Genomic DNA, 14561 nt, shown 5'->3' with positions numbered 1-14561 from the left:
CGTCAACCATCTTCGAAACCAGGGCAGCTCTGAAACGGACCGCAGCCACCGACTGAGCGCAAGCTTTAGCCTGTGGCAGTCTTCGCGCGTGCGTGGTTGCTTTTGCTGGGCTCCGTGACAACCTTGTCGAGCGTGAAGCTGACGGTTGTGCCCTTGCCGACTTCTGACCTCAAGGTCAGCTTGCTGCCATGCAACTCGACCAGGGAGCGCGCAATGGCCAGCCCCAGGCCGGAGCCCTTGTGGGAGCGGGAGAACTGGTTCTCCACCTGCACGAATGGCTGCGCCAGCCGTTTGACATCCTCTTTCGAAATGCCAATTCCCGTGTCCTTGATGGCAAAGCGGATGGTTGTCGGCTGATCTTCCACGGCGAGGGAGACGTTTCCACCGTCGGGGGTGAATTTCACCGCATTGGCCAGAAGGTTCAACAACACCTGCTTCAGCCCGCGACGATCAGCGAGAACCATGGCGCTGTCTGGCGCCTCATGGGAAACGGTGATGTTTTTTTCTCGTGCGGCGGCGGCGATGATACGGCAGGCATCGCTGGCAGCTTCGGCAGCATTCAGCGGCACCGTGTCGATCGACATCCGACCTGCCTCGATCTTCGACATGTCGAGAATGTCGTCGATCAACGTGAGCAGATGGGTGCCCGAATTGTGAATGTCATGGCAGTATTCCATGTAGCGTCCCTCACCGAGAGGGCCGAACATCTGCTGGGTCATGATGTCGGAGAAGCCGATGATCGCATTCAGCGGTGTGCGCAACTCGTGCGAAATGTTGGCGAGGAACTCCGACTTTGCCCGGTTGGCGTCTTCCGCCTTGGTCTTTTCCGCGTTGTAATTCTCGGCCAGCTCGACGAGCTGTTGGGCCTGGGTCTGCAGCGTGCGACGGGATTTCTGTAGATCGGTGACGGTTGCCTTCAGACGCTTTTCGCGGTCGACCAGTTGTTCTTCGTGGCGCTTCAGATCTGTGATGTCCGTTCCAACCGACACGAAGCCGCCATCTTTGGTGCGTCTTTCGGAAATCTGCAGCCAACGGCCGTCTTCAAGCTGAGCCTCATAGGAACCGTCCGTTCCGGACCTGCCGGCGGCGGCGATTTGTTCAAGCGCTGCACCAGAAGAATAGGTCGCCGGACCCGTTGAGATCGGGCCGGTGGACACAGGGCCATTGGCAGCAGCCGACATGACATCGCGATAGGGGGTTCCTGGCACGACCGCGTGGCCCGGCAGGTTGTGCAGGGCTTGATAATTGGAATTGCAGATCACCAGTTCGTTCTTGGAATTCCAGAGAACGAAGGCTTCTGAGATTGTCTCGATCGCATCGCGCAGGCGCAGGTCTGCGGTGCGGCTGAGTTCTGCCAGTTCGTGCTGTTCGGTGACGTCGATGCAAATACCGATCAGATGCGGCTCATGCCGACCCGGCTCATGCTGGATTTCACCGCGGGCCCGCAACCAGATCCAGCGGCCATCGGCATGGCGCATGCGGAAGGTCTTGTCGACGGTCGCTTCGCCAGTCGTCAGCAGCTCTTCCGCCAGCTTGAACAGATCGATGTCGTCGCTGTGGGCAATCTCGGACACTTCGGCAAACGACAGAATGTCGTCCTTCGGCGCACGGCCCAGAAGCTCATAAAGCGAGGCCGACCAGAACATGCGTCCGCGTGCCAGATCCCAGTCGAAAAGTCCGCATCGCCCGTGGTTCAGCGCCGCATCGATGCGGCCACGTGTGGAGGCATACATTTCGTCGGCCTGCTCGGCCCGGGTCGACTGGGCGTAAAAGGCATAGATCAGCACCAGCAGCACGCAGGCGGTACCGACGAACAGGGTCACGTTGACGGAGAGGGTGGAACGCCACTCGGCAAAGATGGCATTTTCCGGCTGTAGCACGGCAATCATGCCAAGCTCACCGTCAAGGTGGTGGACCGTTGCGAAGGCATCAACCTCCTCATTGCCATGCAGGGCGGATGGCACGCTGAGCACGCCCGCCCGTTCTCCGAAGATGATCAGCGGCTGCGGTGTCTTGAAGAGATCGCGGATCGGCAGGCCTTCCAGATCCGGTTGCAAGGGTGCGCTGGCGACGATCTTGCCGGTCGGTCCGGCCATCAGGATCGTGCGCCCGTGGCTGGTCGCGCCGGACGGCAGGCTGTCGGCGAGAACCCGCTTCAGAGCCGAGCGATAGCCCAATGTCGGCAACTCGTCCTTGACGGCGTTGATCGAGCTGGAAACGGCAGTGGCGATCAGCGAGATCTGGTCACGGGCACGACGGTCGGTTTCCTGATACTCAAAATTCAGTTCAAGGCCGCGGTAGGTGGCAAGGCAGGCGATGAAAATCAGGCAGAGAAGGGGGATGACCCGCCGCATCAGCGGCTCGGATCGGAACAGGCTCTGATAGGTTGGATGACGCCAGAAGCGCAGGCTGCCCGCCAGGGCGCTTCGTCTGCGTGCCGTGGCACTCAGGGTCTTGCGGCCCGAAAGCAATGCTTTGACCTGGCTTAACACCAATTGTGGAATTCGGGCAAAGCGTCGCGTGGACGCGCTGCCAGCATGTGCCCGCGCCATCGGATATCGCCCCGATTTCGTTGAAGTTTTTGTTTTGTCCCCGACAAGCCCCTTGCCGAATCAGTTCATTTGAATCCACGAGCGCGGTTTTGTCCAGAGTCTGAAAGAAAAAAATGGTTAACGCGAAAAGCTCTTATCGGCCGTCGCGTTAACATTTGTTCTTGATCCAGCTATTGAAGGCAACGGTCTACGATGTCGCGGCTGTCTCGCGACAGGTTTTCTGCCTCTGAAATGCGTTGAAGCGCAGCTTCTGCATGAGAAGATCTTTGCGCCTCATAGGCGCGCCAGGAGCGGAAGCAGGTCAATAGTCTTGCCGCGACCTGTGGATTGCGGGCATCCAGCGCCAGAACATGGTCGGCGACGAAGCTAAAGCCGGCGCCATCGGGTCGTCCGAACTGCGACGGATTGCCGGTGGCAAACGCGTGAACGAGGGAGCGCACCCGGTTCGGATTGTTTTCATCGAATAGTCGATGTCCTGCCAGATCTCGAACCGTCTCCAAAGTCGAGCTCAGCGGTGCCGTGGCTTGAACCATGAACCACTTGTCGAGCGCCAGAGAGGAGGTTTCATGCCGGTTTCTGAAGGCTTCGAGTGCCGCCTGAGCGCCGGGAAGGTCACCGTGGACCAGCAGTGTCAGAGCGGCCAGACGGTCCGTCATGTTGTCTGCCCGGTCAAACAGGTCGTTGACGATCAGGGCAGCATCGCTAGCGTCGGAGGCGGCAAAATAGGCCAGGGCCTGATTGGCCAACGCCCGCTTGCCGGCAGCTTCCGCGCCCGGGTCAAACGGGCCACTTTCGCGTTGAGACAATGCCGCCCGCAGCAGGTCCATATGGGTCGAGCCCAGCGCAGCGCGGAGCGCATCACGAGCCTTCAGAACCGCAGTCGGATCGACGTTCTTGCCGATTTCACGCGCCAGATCGGCTTCGCCCGGCAGCTGAAGTGACAGGGCTCGGAAGGCGGGATCCAGGCTGCCGTCACTGAGGATACTGCCAAACACGTCCAGAACCACACTGTCGGCGACGAGTTCTTCTCCGGCTTCTGCTGCACGCACCAGACGCAGCAGACTTTGCGTCGCCAGCGTCTGGCTGGCCTGCCAACGGTTGAAAGGATCGCTGTCATGGGCGGCCCGGAAAGCCAGATCCTGGTCCTTCTCGGGCGCATGCAATTTCACCGGAGCGGAGAACCCGCGCAAAAGCGACAGGGCAGGACGCTCGCTGACGCCGGAAAACCGAACGGTCTGGCGGCGCTGGCTGAGGATGAGGCAGTCCTGACGCACCTCGGCACCCTCAACCTTGTCGAAGGACATGTCGGCCCCATCTGAGCCGATCAGCCCGAAGCGGATCGGAATGACCGCTGGCTTGCTGTCGGCTTGTCCCGGCAGCGGAGCGATCTCTTGCGAGATCTGCAGCGTCAGGCTCTGTGCCGTCGCATCATAGCTGCTCTCCACCTCGACAAGCGGCGTACCGGCTTGCTCGTACCACAGCGCGAAATGCGAGAGGTCTTGGCCGGAGACTTCCGCGAAACAAGCGAGAAATGCTTCAATCGTGGTGGCTTCACCATCATGGCGCTGGAAATACAGATCAGTACCGGCCTTGAAGCCGTCAGCGCCGACAAGCGTCTTCAGCATGCGGACAACTTCTGCGCCCTTTTCATAGACGGTGGCTGTGTAGAAGTTGTTGATTTCCGTGTACTTGCGCGGGCGAACGGGATGCGCCAGCGGCCCGGCGTCCTCCGGGAACTGATGTGATTTCAGCAGCCGCACATCAGAGATGCGTTTGACGGCGCGTGAGCGCATATCGGAGGAAAACTCCTGATCGCGGAAAACAGTCAGGCCTTCTTTCAGGCAGAGCTGGAACCAATCACGGCAAGTGATGCGGTTGCCTGTCCAATTGTGGAAATATTCATGGGCAATCACCGCTTCGATGTTGGCGTAATCTTGATCGGTGGCGGTGTCCTGATCGGCAAGAACATACTTGTCGTTGAAGATGTTCAGGCCCTTGTTTTCCATTGCCCCCATGTTGAAGTCGGAGACGGCGACGATGTTGAAGACATCGAGATCATATTCGCAGCCAAAGACTTCTTCGTCCCATCTCATCGAGCGCTTCAGGCTGTCCATGGCCCAGTCGCATTTGTCTTCGCGCCCGTGCTCGACATAGATCTTCAGATCGACGTTCCGTCCCGAGCGGGTGGTGAAGCTGTCCGCCACATGCGCCAGATCGCCGGCCACCATGGCAAACAGATAGGACGGCTTGGGATGCGGGTCGTGCCAGATGGCGAAATGCCGTTCCGGTTTGTCTGGAACAGGACCACTCTCCACCGGGTTGCCGTTGCCCAGCAGGATCGGCGCTTCCGATTTGCGCGCTTCGATACGGGTGGTGTAGACGGCCAGTACATCCGGGCGGTCGAGGAAATAGGTGATGCGGCGAAAACCCTCGGCCTCGCATTGGGTGCAATAGGTGCCGGAAGAGCGATAGAGCCCCTCCAGCTGGGTGTTTGCATCCGGATCGATCCGCGTGCCGATTTCCAGCTCGAACGGTTCGGAAGGTGGCGACAGAAGCTCCAGCTTGTCGGGCGTGACCGTGTAGCTCTCCACCGGGATGGCTACGCCATTGACGCTCAGGCTTGTCAGCTCCAGTCCGCCGCCGTCCAGCACCAGAGGCGTGCCGGGCAGAGTGTCCGTCAGCCGCCGGATCGTAAGGCGGGCATGGACCTGCGTTGCCTTGGGCGCCAGCTGCATATCAAGAGCAACAGCCTCGATCGTGTAGGGAGCCGGGCTGTAGTCTTCCAGGCGAATGGCAGGCGCCGTATCGGAACGCATCGGACGCTGTCTCCTTGCAATAAGGTTTGAGTGAGTAGGGCAGTCGGTCTGCGTGTGAGATCAGCTTTCATTGCCAAGAGCAACGAGATGATCGACCAGGTCGCTATTCGGATCTGCCAAGGGGGCGATGACCGTAAAATGGTTGGCGTCAGGAACAATGTCCAGCTCCGCGGAAGCACCATCCGCAGACCATTTTTCCACCAGTTGACGGGATTGGCGTAAATACTCTGACGATTCCGCGCCACCCACGACGGCGATGAAACGGCTGCCAGGGGCAGGCGACAGCTTCATTGGTGAGGCCGCACGCGCAGTCGCTTCCGTCATTTGCAGTGCCGTGTTGACGCTTGTGGAGACGAGGGGGACCAGGTCAAACAGCCCGGAGATCGGCAGGCCACGGTCGCACAGGTCTTCTGGGAGGTTGCGGGCTCCCCAATCGGTGGCCAACAGACTTGCCGTCAGATGACCGCCGGCCGAATGTCCGGTGACGATCAGCTTGCGACCGAAACGCTGATGCAGCACGCCTGCCAGCACGCGCATTTCTTCCTCGATCTCTCTCACCGTGACCTCCGGACACAGGCTGTAGTTGGCAATCACGACGTCAAAGCCGCGTGCGTTCAATCCGCGAGCCATATGCGAAAAGAAATCCTTCGACAGCGCCTGCCAATAGCCGCCATGGATGAAGAGCACCGAGCGCTGCCGCTCCGGTGTTCCGGGCAGGGCGGGAAACAGATCAAAGACCTGCCGAGACGCGCTGCCATAGATGATATCGCATTCGGCCTCGGGGCGTTCAGTGCGATATCGGGCCGCATCCGCCTGCCAGCCGGCAATCAGTGCAGGATGCTCAGGCACTCGTCCGCGATTGTCATATTCGATCTCCAGGACGGCGTCGATCTGGGTAGGTATGGGGCTCATGGGGATCGCTTCAAAAGGCTTGAGGGGAACTGGCAAGGTTGAAGCATGAGGACGCCCATGCGGCAAGGGTGCCAGAGCTGAAAGCGGTATGACGACAGCTTTCAACCGAGCTGATCCGGAAGTGCGGAGCAGACTTTACAGCCCTTCTTCCTTTGACGTTGCGCCTTGTCGTTCCTAAGTAAGGAGACCAAGGGCGTGAGCCCAGATCCCGGAAGGTGGCGACTGCCCCTGACGACGAACCCATAGGGAGAGCGCATGAGCCGCCTCGACAGTTTCATCCGCCGCTTGACTGCCCAGAAGATCCTGCTGGAACATGTAACCGATCTGGTGAAGGAAGTCGCCGGCCCAGTTCTGGAGCTGGGGTTAGGCAACGGTCGCACCTACGATCATTTGCGGGAGAACTTGCCGGGTCGCGACATTTACGTCTTTGACCGTGAACTGTCTTGCCATCCCAGCTGCATTCCGCAGGGCGACTTCATGATCTTCGGTGAGATCCGCGAAACGCTGGAGTTCTGCGAGCCGCGTGTGGGGGAAAAGGCGGCCTTCATCCATGCCGACATCGGCTCAGGCGATCCGACCACCGATCTGGCGACGCAAAGTTGGCTTTCGCCGCTCGTCGATGCGCGCTGCAAACCAGGCGGCTACGTGCTTTCCGGACTGGAGTTGGCGCTCGATAATTTTGATGAACTTGAAAAGCCCGACGGCATTCGCCCCGGCCGCTATCACCTCTACCGCAAGAAGATCTGAGTTTTAGACCCTTTCTCTCGTCACCCAGGACGCAGCCTTCGCGGAGATCCGGAGGCGGTGGGCCCGGTTCAGTCGGACAGGCTTGTGGCTCCCCGATCCCGGGTCAAGCCCGGGATGACGCCAGAGGGGGCGGGGGCTTTCAAGAAAGACCAAGGGGCCTTCCTTCCGAACCTCATGACGAACTGTCCATTGCAGGGGCCGAGCTCTGCCTGTATCGCCATGGGCAGCCGCTTTGCCAGAATGAACAGCCTTTCGGAGAAACCCATGTCAGCCCCGCTTACCGGTGTGAAAGTGATCGAGCTTGCCCGTATTCTGGCTGGGCCCTGGATCGGTCAGACCCTAGCCGACCTTGGTGCAGACGTCATCAAGGTGGAAAGTCCCGCTGGTGACGACACACGCGGTTGGGGACCGCCTTTCCTGGAAAACGAGGACGGCACGACTGGGGATACCGCGTATTTTCATTCCTGCAATCGCGGCAAACGCTCGGTCACCGTCGATTTCCGCACCGAAGAAGGTCAGGAAGCCGTGCGTCGTCTTGTTGCTGATGCGGATGTTCTGGTCGAGAACTTCAAGGTCGGTGGACTGGCCAAGTACGGACTTGATTATGACAGTCTGAAAGCGATCAATCCGAAACTGATCTACGCCTCTGTGACAGGGTTCGGTCAAGACGGACCATATGCCCATCGTGCCGGCTATGACTTTATGATCCAGGGCATGGGCGGGGTGATGGACCTGACCGGTGATCCTGAGGGCGAGCCGCAAAAGATCGGCGTCGCCTTCGCTGATATCTTCACTGGGCTCTACGGGGTGATCGGCGTGCTGGCGGCCCTGCGCAAACGTGATGTCACCGGGGTTGGCGAGCAGATCGATCTTGCACTGCTGGACAGCCTGACCGGCGTCCTGGCCAATCAGGCACTGAATTATCTTGTAACGGAAAAGTCGCCGAAGCGTCTCGGCAACGCTCATCCCAATATTGTGCCCTATCAGGTGTTCGGCGTCAGCGACGGCCATGTGATCGTGGCCGTCGGCAACGACAGCCAGTTCCGCAAATATTGTGCGATCCTGGGGCTGCCGGAGCTTGCCGACGATCCGGCCTTTGCCACCAATGCAGCGCGTGTTGCCAACCGCGAGGCACTGGTGCCACTGCTGAGTGCGAAAATGCAGACGTTTCCTCGCGACGATCTGCTGAAATCCCTGGAAGAACGCGGTGTTCCCGGCGGTCCGATCAACACGGTCGAGGATGTTTTCAACGACCCGCAGGTGAATTTTCGACAGATGCGTGTCGATCTGGAGGCACCCGGCATTCAGGGCGGTACGGTTCCGTCGGTGCGGACTCCGTTGAAGTTCTCCGACAGTGAGCTTGTGCTGCAACGCGCGGCGCCAAAGCTTGGTGAGCACACGGATGAGATCCTTGCCGAGATAGGCATGAAGCCCGTGGACTGAGACATTCTGTTACGCTTCGAACTCTGGACGTCGCGGGGTTTAGGCCTTACATGCGGGGTCGCAATGTCTCCTTGCGTCAAGATCTTATTCGCTTTTTTGCCTTATTGAACCAGGGTTAAGCGAGCGAGACAGGACGACCGCCCACGGCATATGGTCCGTGGGTCGCGGGAGCCTGGAGATCGGGACCGGTTCGGATGGCGTTCAGCCTCAAACGAAAATACCTCAAGATGCCGCTTTCAAGGATCGTGTCCTTTGCGTTCGGCGGCTTTGTGGCAATCTCGATTTCCCTGATCCTGTTTCTGTCGGTCAAGGCGAACGTCCAGAACACCTTTTCCCTGCTGAACGACAAGGCGATCTTGCTGAGCACCTCGATGGAGCAGCGGGTCCGCGATCACTTTTACTCTGTTGAGCAAGCCGTCACCGATCTGAAACCGTTCTTCGACCGGGGCGAGATCAGTTTCAGCGATCAGGACACCGGCCTGGACATGATGAAGGTGGCGGTGGCCACATCGTCGCGCATCACGGTTCTGGTCGCCACCGATCTGAACGGCGAGAATTTCGGCGTCTATCAGGCGCCCAGTGGCCGCCTCTGGCCCTTCAAGCGTCAGTTGCCGCCCGGCAGCGACAAGACCTACGTGCTTCCCAAACTGAATGTCTACTCCGGACCGACATGGGGACCGATCCTCAACAACGATGTCGGCCAGTTCGCCAATGTGTCCGTGCCGCTTGTGATCAAGGGCAAGCTGATCGGCACGTTGACGGCGGCGAGTTCTCTGGACAGCCTTGCCAAGGCCATCCGCTCGCTGGACGAGGGCGACGAGAGCACCACCTTCGTCATGGTCAATGGTGACGAGATTCTGGTGCACTCCGACAAGGACGAGTTTCAGGTGGGCGGCAAGGCCTTGCAGCCATTGCCGGCGCCGCGTGAAGCGTTCGGCGATCCGGTCCTCGCCAACATGGACACGGCAGACAAGCTCGACGGCTTTGCCAAGGCGGCGAGACTGGGGATCAATGTCAGCCGGATTGAAGTCGGCAAGCGCGAATTCATCGTTATGAAAGCGGATATTCCGGGCTACAGCACCGAGCCATGGGTTATCGGCCAGTATTTCCGCGGCGCCAGCATTACCCGCGAGGTCGAGCGTCTGACCGGGTCGGCCCTGGTCGGTATCGGGGCGATGATCATTGCTGTGCTGGTGGCACTGTGGATGGGGCGTGTTATGGCCCGGCCTTTGAAGAAATTGGCCGAGCAATCGCGGGCCGTCGCCACGCTGTCGCTGGACAATGTCGAGCCCTTGCCGCGCTCACGCGTTGCCGAGCTGGACCAGGTGGCTCAAGCCTTCAATTCCATGGTGGTCGGCCTGCGGGCGATGAACACCTATGTGCCGCGCTCCCTGTTCAACAAGCTGATGCGCCTTGGGGGCAGTCAGGCGGCAGAAGCTCGCGAAGCCCGCCTGACGATCCTCTTCACCGATATTGTCGGCTTCACCGCCATGTCGGAAACCATGAGTGCCGGAGAAACCGCGCGCTATCTCAATGCGCATTTTGCCGTTCTGGTCTCCGGGGTGGAGGAAGAGGGCGGCACGGTCGACAAGTTTGTCGGTGACGGGATGCTGGCCTTCTGGGGCGCCCCTGATGCGCGTGCCGATCACGCCATGGCAGCAGTGAGAGCCGCCCGTCGTATTTCCCGTGACCTGGAAGACTTCAACAGCGAGGCGGCGGAACGCGGGGACCCGACTGTGCGCATCCGCATCGGCATTCACACCGGACCTGCGGTGGTGGGCAATGTGGGGGCGCTCGATCGGTGGAACTACACGGTGGTGGGCGACACGGTGAATGTCACCGAGCGTCTGCAAACTCTCGGCCGGGAGCTGGGTGCAGAGGACAAGGTGGTGATTCTTGTCTCCAGCGACACCATCGCCGAGCTTTACGGAGAACAGGCTGCGGAGCGTGCAGGTGATTTTTCCCTGCGCGGTCGCAGTGAACCGATGGAAGTCTTCAAACTTGATCCTTATGCTTCGCCAAATGAAGATCAGATTGCTGCCGCGCCAGCTTTTTCCACCACGGCGGCTGAATAAAACGCTCCCGATGTAATTCCCGAAAAGCGTGATCTTGGTCACTGTCTTGGCAAATTTTGCGAGACCGTTGATAAGTGACTGGTTTTTGTGGTTGTCTTTTCCGCGCAGAAAGATGTCTAGTTCGGTCTGACTGAAACCGAACCGGTTCAAGCGGGAGGAGAGCCACGCGTGGATGTATTGGCGATCGAAGGACTGACCGTCGACTTCAAGACGGCCGAAGGGCGCGTCCGTGCGGTCGACAATGTCTCCTTTTCCGTGCCGCAGAAGAAAACTGTCGCGCTGGTCGGTGAGTCCGGGTCCGGCAAGACAGTGATTTCGCAGACCATCATGGGTCTGCTGCCGCCGAATGCCGAGATATCCTCCGGTGGCGTCATTCTGTCTGATCCTGGAGGCACCGAGCCGCAGGTCGATATCGCCACACTGGACCGCAAGGGCACGCGTATGCGTCACCTGCGGGGCAACCGGGTCGCGATCATCTTCCAGGAGCCGATGACGTCTCTCTCGCCGCTGCACACCATTGGCGACCAGATCGGCGAGGCAGCCCTCCTGCATCGCAATGTCAGCAGTGCCGAAGCGCGCGAGCTGACGAAGGAAATGCTGCGGCTTGTACAGTTTCCCGATCCGGAAGGCGCCATCAGTGCCTATCCGTTCGAGTTGTCCGGTGGCCTGCGTCAACGTGCGATGATCGCCATGGCGATGATCTGCCGGCCTGCGCTGCTGATTGCGGATGAGCCGACAACGGCACTCGATGTCACGATTCAGGCTGAAATTCTCAAGCTCATCAAGGACGTCCAGTCCGAACTTGAGATGTCGGTTCTGATGATCACCCATGATTTCGGTGTGGTCGCGAACATGGCCGACGACGTCGTGGTGATCTATCATGGCGAGATCATGGAAAAGGGATCCAGCCAGCAGCTCTTCTCCGCGCCTCAACACCCTTATCTGAAGGCGTTGCTGAAAGCGGTGCCGGGCTTTCACATGGACAAGAATGAGCGGCTGCAGCCGATCCGTCCGATTGTGCTGCCCTCGGAAGCGCTGCAAACCAGTCGGGTCGACTGCAAGGTCGCACCGGGAGAGCCCCTGGTTCAGGTGAAGAACATCCGCAAGGAGTTCTTTTCCCGCAAGGGCGGGCTGTTCAGCGGTCAGTCGAAAAGTCTGTTGGCCCTGGACGATATCAATCTGACCATCCGACGCGGCGAGTGCCTCGGGCTGGTGGGGGAAAGCGGCTCGGGCAAGACGACCGTGGCCCGCGCCATCCTTCGGGCGCTGCCGCTGGACCGGGGCGAAATCCTCTACAATCGGGGCGAGGGGCTGCAAAACATCCATGAGTTCACCAACAAGCAACTCATGGAATATCGCCAGCGTGTGCAGCTGATCTTCCAGGATCCGTTTTCGTCACTGAACCCGCGTATGACGGTGAACGATATTCTGACCGAACCTCTGCAGATCCATAAGGTCGGCACGGCTGAGACGCAGGCCGAGCGGGTGCGTACCCTGATGGCACTTGTCGGTCTCGATCCGCGCTACCTGCGGCGCTACCCGCATTCATTTTCAGGTGGTCAGCGTCAACGCATAGGCATCGCCCGGGCGCTGGCGCTCGATCCGGAATTTCTGTTGTGCGATGAGCCGACTTCTGCGCTCGATGTTTCTGTTCAGGCTCAGATCCTCAATCTGCTTCAGGATTTGAAACGCGACCTGAACCTGACGTACCTGTTCGTCAGCCATAATCTGGCGGTGGTCGACTATATCGCCGACCGGGTGGCCGTGATGTGCAGAGGACGGGTCGTTGAAATCGGCAAAACCCAGGAAGTTGTCGCAAATCCGATACATCCATACACCAAGGCCCTGTTATCTGCGGTGCCGGAGCCGGATCTGAATGCCCCACTTGATTTCGATGCGCTGAACAAGACGCGCGCCTCCGATCCCACCGCTTGGCCTGCGCCTTTCCGTTTGGAAGATGGTACGCCACCCATCCTGGTGGAAATGGAGCCGGAACACTTCGTATGCGCACCGGCGCTGGTTGAAACTTCCCGCCAGGGCACGGCAGCCTGAGGTTTGAGGACCTTTAAATGACGATGAAACACATAGCGAAACTTGTTTTGCCCGCCACGGTTCTGGCGCTTCCCTTGCTGTTTTGTGCCGGAGCCGCATCGGCGCTGGACCTGCGGGAAACACCAGGCCTGGAAGCGGATCTGCCGCCGATCGCCGAGCGCGTGCCGCTGCAGCCTCTGGTGGTCGATCTGGCTGCAAAAGGCCGGACTGTCGGCCAGCATGGCGGTACCATCAACACGATGATCGGCCGTTCGAAGGACGTGCGTCTGATCAACGCCTGGGGCTATTCCCGCCTGGTCGGATATGATGCCAACCTCAAGCTGGTCGCCGACCTGCTGGAAGCGGTTGAAGTTGAAGAAGGCCGTATCTTCACCCTGCACACGCGGGCAGGCCACAAGTGGTCCGACGGTGCTCCCTTCGGCGCCGAGGACATGCGCTACTACTTTGAGGATGTCGCGAGCAACGAACATCTGAATCCGGCCGGACTTGAGCCTTTCATGCTGGTCGACGGCGAGAAACCGACCTTTGAGGTGCTGGATGAGACGACCGTCCGGTACACATGGTCGAAGCCGAACCCCATGTTTCTGCCGGAGCTGGCCAAGTCGCGGCCACCTTTCATCTACCGTCCAGCGCATTACCTGAAGCAGTTTCATGAGAAGTACGGCGATCCTGCCGAGATCGAGAAATTGGCAGAAGAGCAGAAAGTGCGTGGTTGGGCGCCCCTGCACAACAAGCAGGATGATCTTTACGGCGCTCAGAACCCCGATGAACCTTCCCTGCAGCCGTGGATCCGCACCGCCACCGGCAACGACCGCCGGTTTGTGCTCGAGCGTAATCCCTTTTACCACCGGGTTGATTCAACTGGACAGCAACTGCCCTACGTTGACCGTGTCATCATGACGGTGGTTGATGGCAAGCTGATCCCGGCCAAGACCCAGGCGGGCGAAAGCGAACTTCAGGCGCGCAACCTCTCCTTCGCCGACATTACGGTGCTGAAGCAGGGAGAAGCGCAGCAGGGCTATGTTACCGCGCTTTGGAGCAATTCGAAGGGATCGGAAATGTCGATCCTGCCGAACCTTACCGTCAAGAACCCGATGTGGCGTGAACTTCTGCGCGACAAACGCTTCCGTCATGCGCTGTCACTGGGTATCGACCGTCAGATGATCAACCGCACGCTCTACTTCGGGCTGGGCAAGATCGGCAACGACACGGTGCTTCCGGCAAGCCCGCTGTTCAAGGAAGAGTTCCGCACCAAGTGGGCAGAGTATGATCCGGACAAGGCCAATGCACTGCTCGATGAAATTGGTCTGACCGAGACGAACAGCGCCGGCACCCGGATGCTGCCGAACGGCCAGCCTCTGGAAATCATCATTGAGACAGCAGGCGAAGATTCCAGTCAGGTCGATGCCCTGGAGCTGGTGTCGGAAACCTGGAGAGAAATCGGCGTCAAGCTGTTCATCAAGCCGAGCCAGCGCGACATCCTGCGCGAACGGGCCATCTCCGGTGATCTCGTCATGTCGGTCTGGTCGGGTTTCGAAAACGGAATTCCGACGTCCGAGATGACGCCTGATGACTTCGCACCAGTCCATGGTGATCGCCTGAACTGGCATTCCTGGGGTGACTATTACGAAACCAAAGGTGAAGGCGGGGAAAAGCCGGACTGGGCACCCGCAGAGCGTCTGATGGAGCTTTATAGCGAGTGGCTGGTTTCCACCTCGGAAGAGCAACGCACCAGCATCTGGGAAGAGATGCTGTCGATCCATGCCGAGGAAACGATCCACATTGGTCTTGTGTCCGAGGTGCCGCAGCCGGTGGTGATCAAGGACCTGAAGAATGTGCCACTGAAAGCTTTCTATGGCTGGGATCCGGGCGCTCACTTTGGACTTCACCGGATGGACGAATTCTACTTCGCCAAGTAAGCCCGCACGGCGGATCCTGGCCTGAAGCCTTTCTGGGCATGGCAG

Annotated in this window: 8 protein-coding genes; 5 read left to right on the top strand and 3 right to left on the bottom strand. The window is 59.4% G+C overall.

From position 1 onward, the window contains the following. Positions 1 to 65: 65 nt before the first annotated feature. The 3 genes from J0X15_RS08045 to J0X15_RS08035 all read right to left on the bottom strand — a co-directional run bounded on the left by J0X15_RS08045 (position 66) and on the right by J0X15_RS08035 (position 6280). Positions 66 to 2552 carry an ATP-binding protein gene (locus tag J0X15_RS08045; protein ID WP_206939571.1) on the bottom strand — a complete coding sequence of 829 codons (2487 nt, stop codon included), beginning with the start codon at positions 2550 to 2552 and terminating at the stop codon, positions 66 to 68. 170 nt (positions 2553 to 2722) lie between these two features. Beyond that, a complete protein-coding gene (gene pepN, locus J0X15_RS08040) occupies positions 2723 to 5368 on the bottom strand; it encodes an aminopeptidase N (protein WP_206939569.1) in 2646 nt (881 codons plus the stop codon). A gap of 60 nt (positions 5369 to 5428) precedes the next feature. Then, a complete protein-coding gene (locus tag J0X15_RS08035; protein ID WP_206939567.1) occupies positions 5429 to 6280 on the bottom strand; it encodes an alpha/beta hydrolase in 852 nt (283 codons plus the stop codon). 255 nt (positions 6281 to 6535) lie between these two features. Here J0X15_RS08035 and J0X15_RS08030 point away from each other — a divergent pair, with 255 nt between their 5' ends. From J0X15_RS08030 to J0X15_RS08010, 5 genes are all read left to right on the top strand, one after another. Next, positions 6536 to 7027: a class I SAM-dependent methyltransferase gene (locus J0X15_RS08030; RefSeq protein ID WP_206939565.1), complete on the top strand. Its 492-nt coding sequence runs from the start codon at positions 6536 to 6538 to the stop codon at positions 7025 to 7027. A gap of 264 nt (positions 7028 to 7291) precedes the next feature. Then, complete coding sequence (locus J0X15_RS08025; protein ID WP_206939563.1) at positions 7292 to 8470, top strand: CaiB/BaiF CoA transferase family protein; 1179 nt, start codon at positions 7292 to 7294, stop codon at positions 8468 to 8470. 194 nt (positions 8471 to 8664) lie between these two features. Continuing rightward, entirely contained in the window at positions 8665 to 10545 is a 1881-nt protein-coding gene (locus J0X15_RS08020; RefSeq protein ID WP_206939561.1) for an adenylate/guanylate cyclase domain-containing protein, read from the top strand. 168 nt (positions 10546 to 10713) lie between these two features. Then, positions 10714 to 12597 (top strand): ABC transporter ATP-binding protein, encoded by a 1884-nt coding sequence (locus tag J0X15_RS08015; RefSeq protein ID WP_206939559.1) that lies wholly within the window; start codon positions 10714 to 10716, stop codon positions 12595 to 12597. 17 nt (positions 12598 to 12614) lie between these two features. After that, positions 12615 to 14516: an ABC transporter substrate-binding protein gene (locus tag J0X15_RS08010; protein WP_231710335.1), complete on the top strand. Its 1902-nt coding sequence runs from the start codon at positions 12615 to 12617 to the stop codon at positions 14514 to 14516. Positions 14517 to 14561 lie beyond the last annotated feature (45 nt).

The organism is Roseibium limicola (assembly GCF_017313085.1).
Classification (GTDB): Bacteria; Pseudomonadota; Alphaproteobacteria; order Rhizobiales; family Stappiaceae; genus Roseibium; species Roseibium limicola.
The sequence above is the reverse complement of the archived record's forward strand: the minus strand, read 5'-3'. Positions and strand labels throughout refer to the sequence as shown.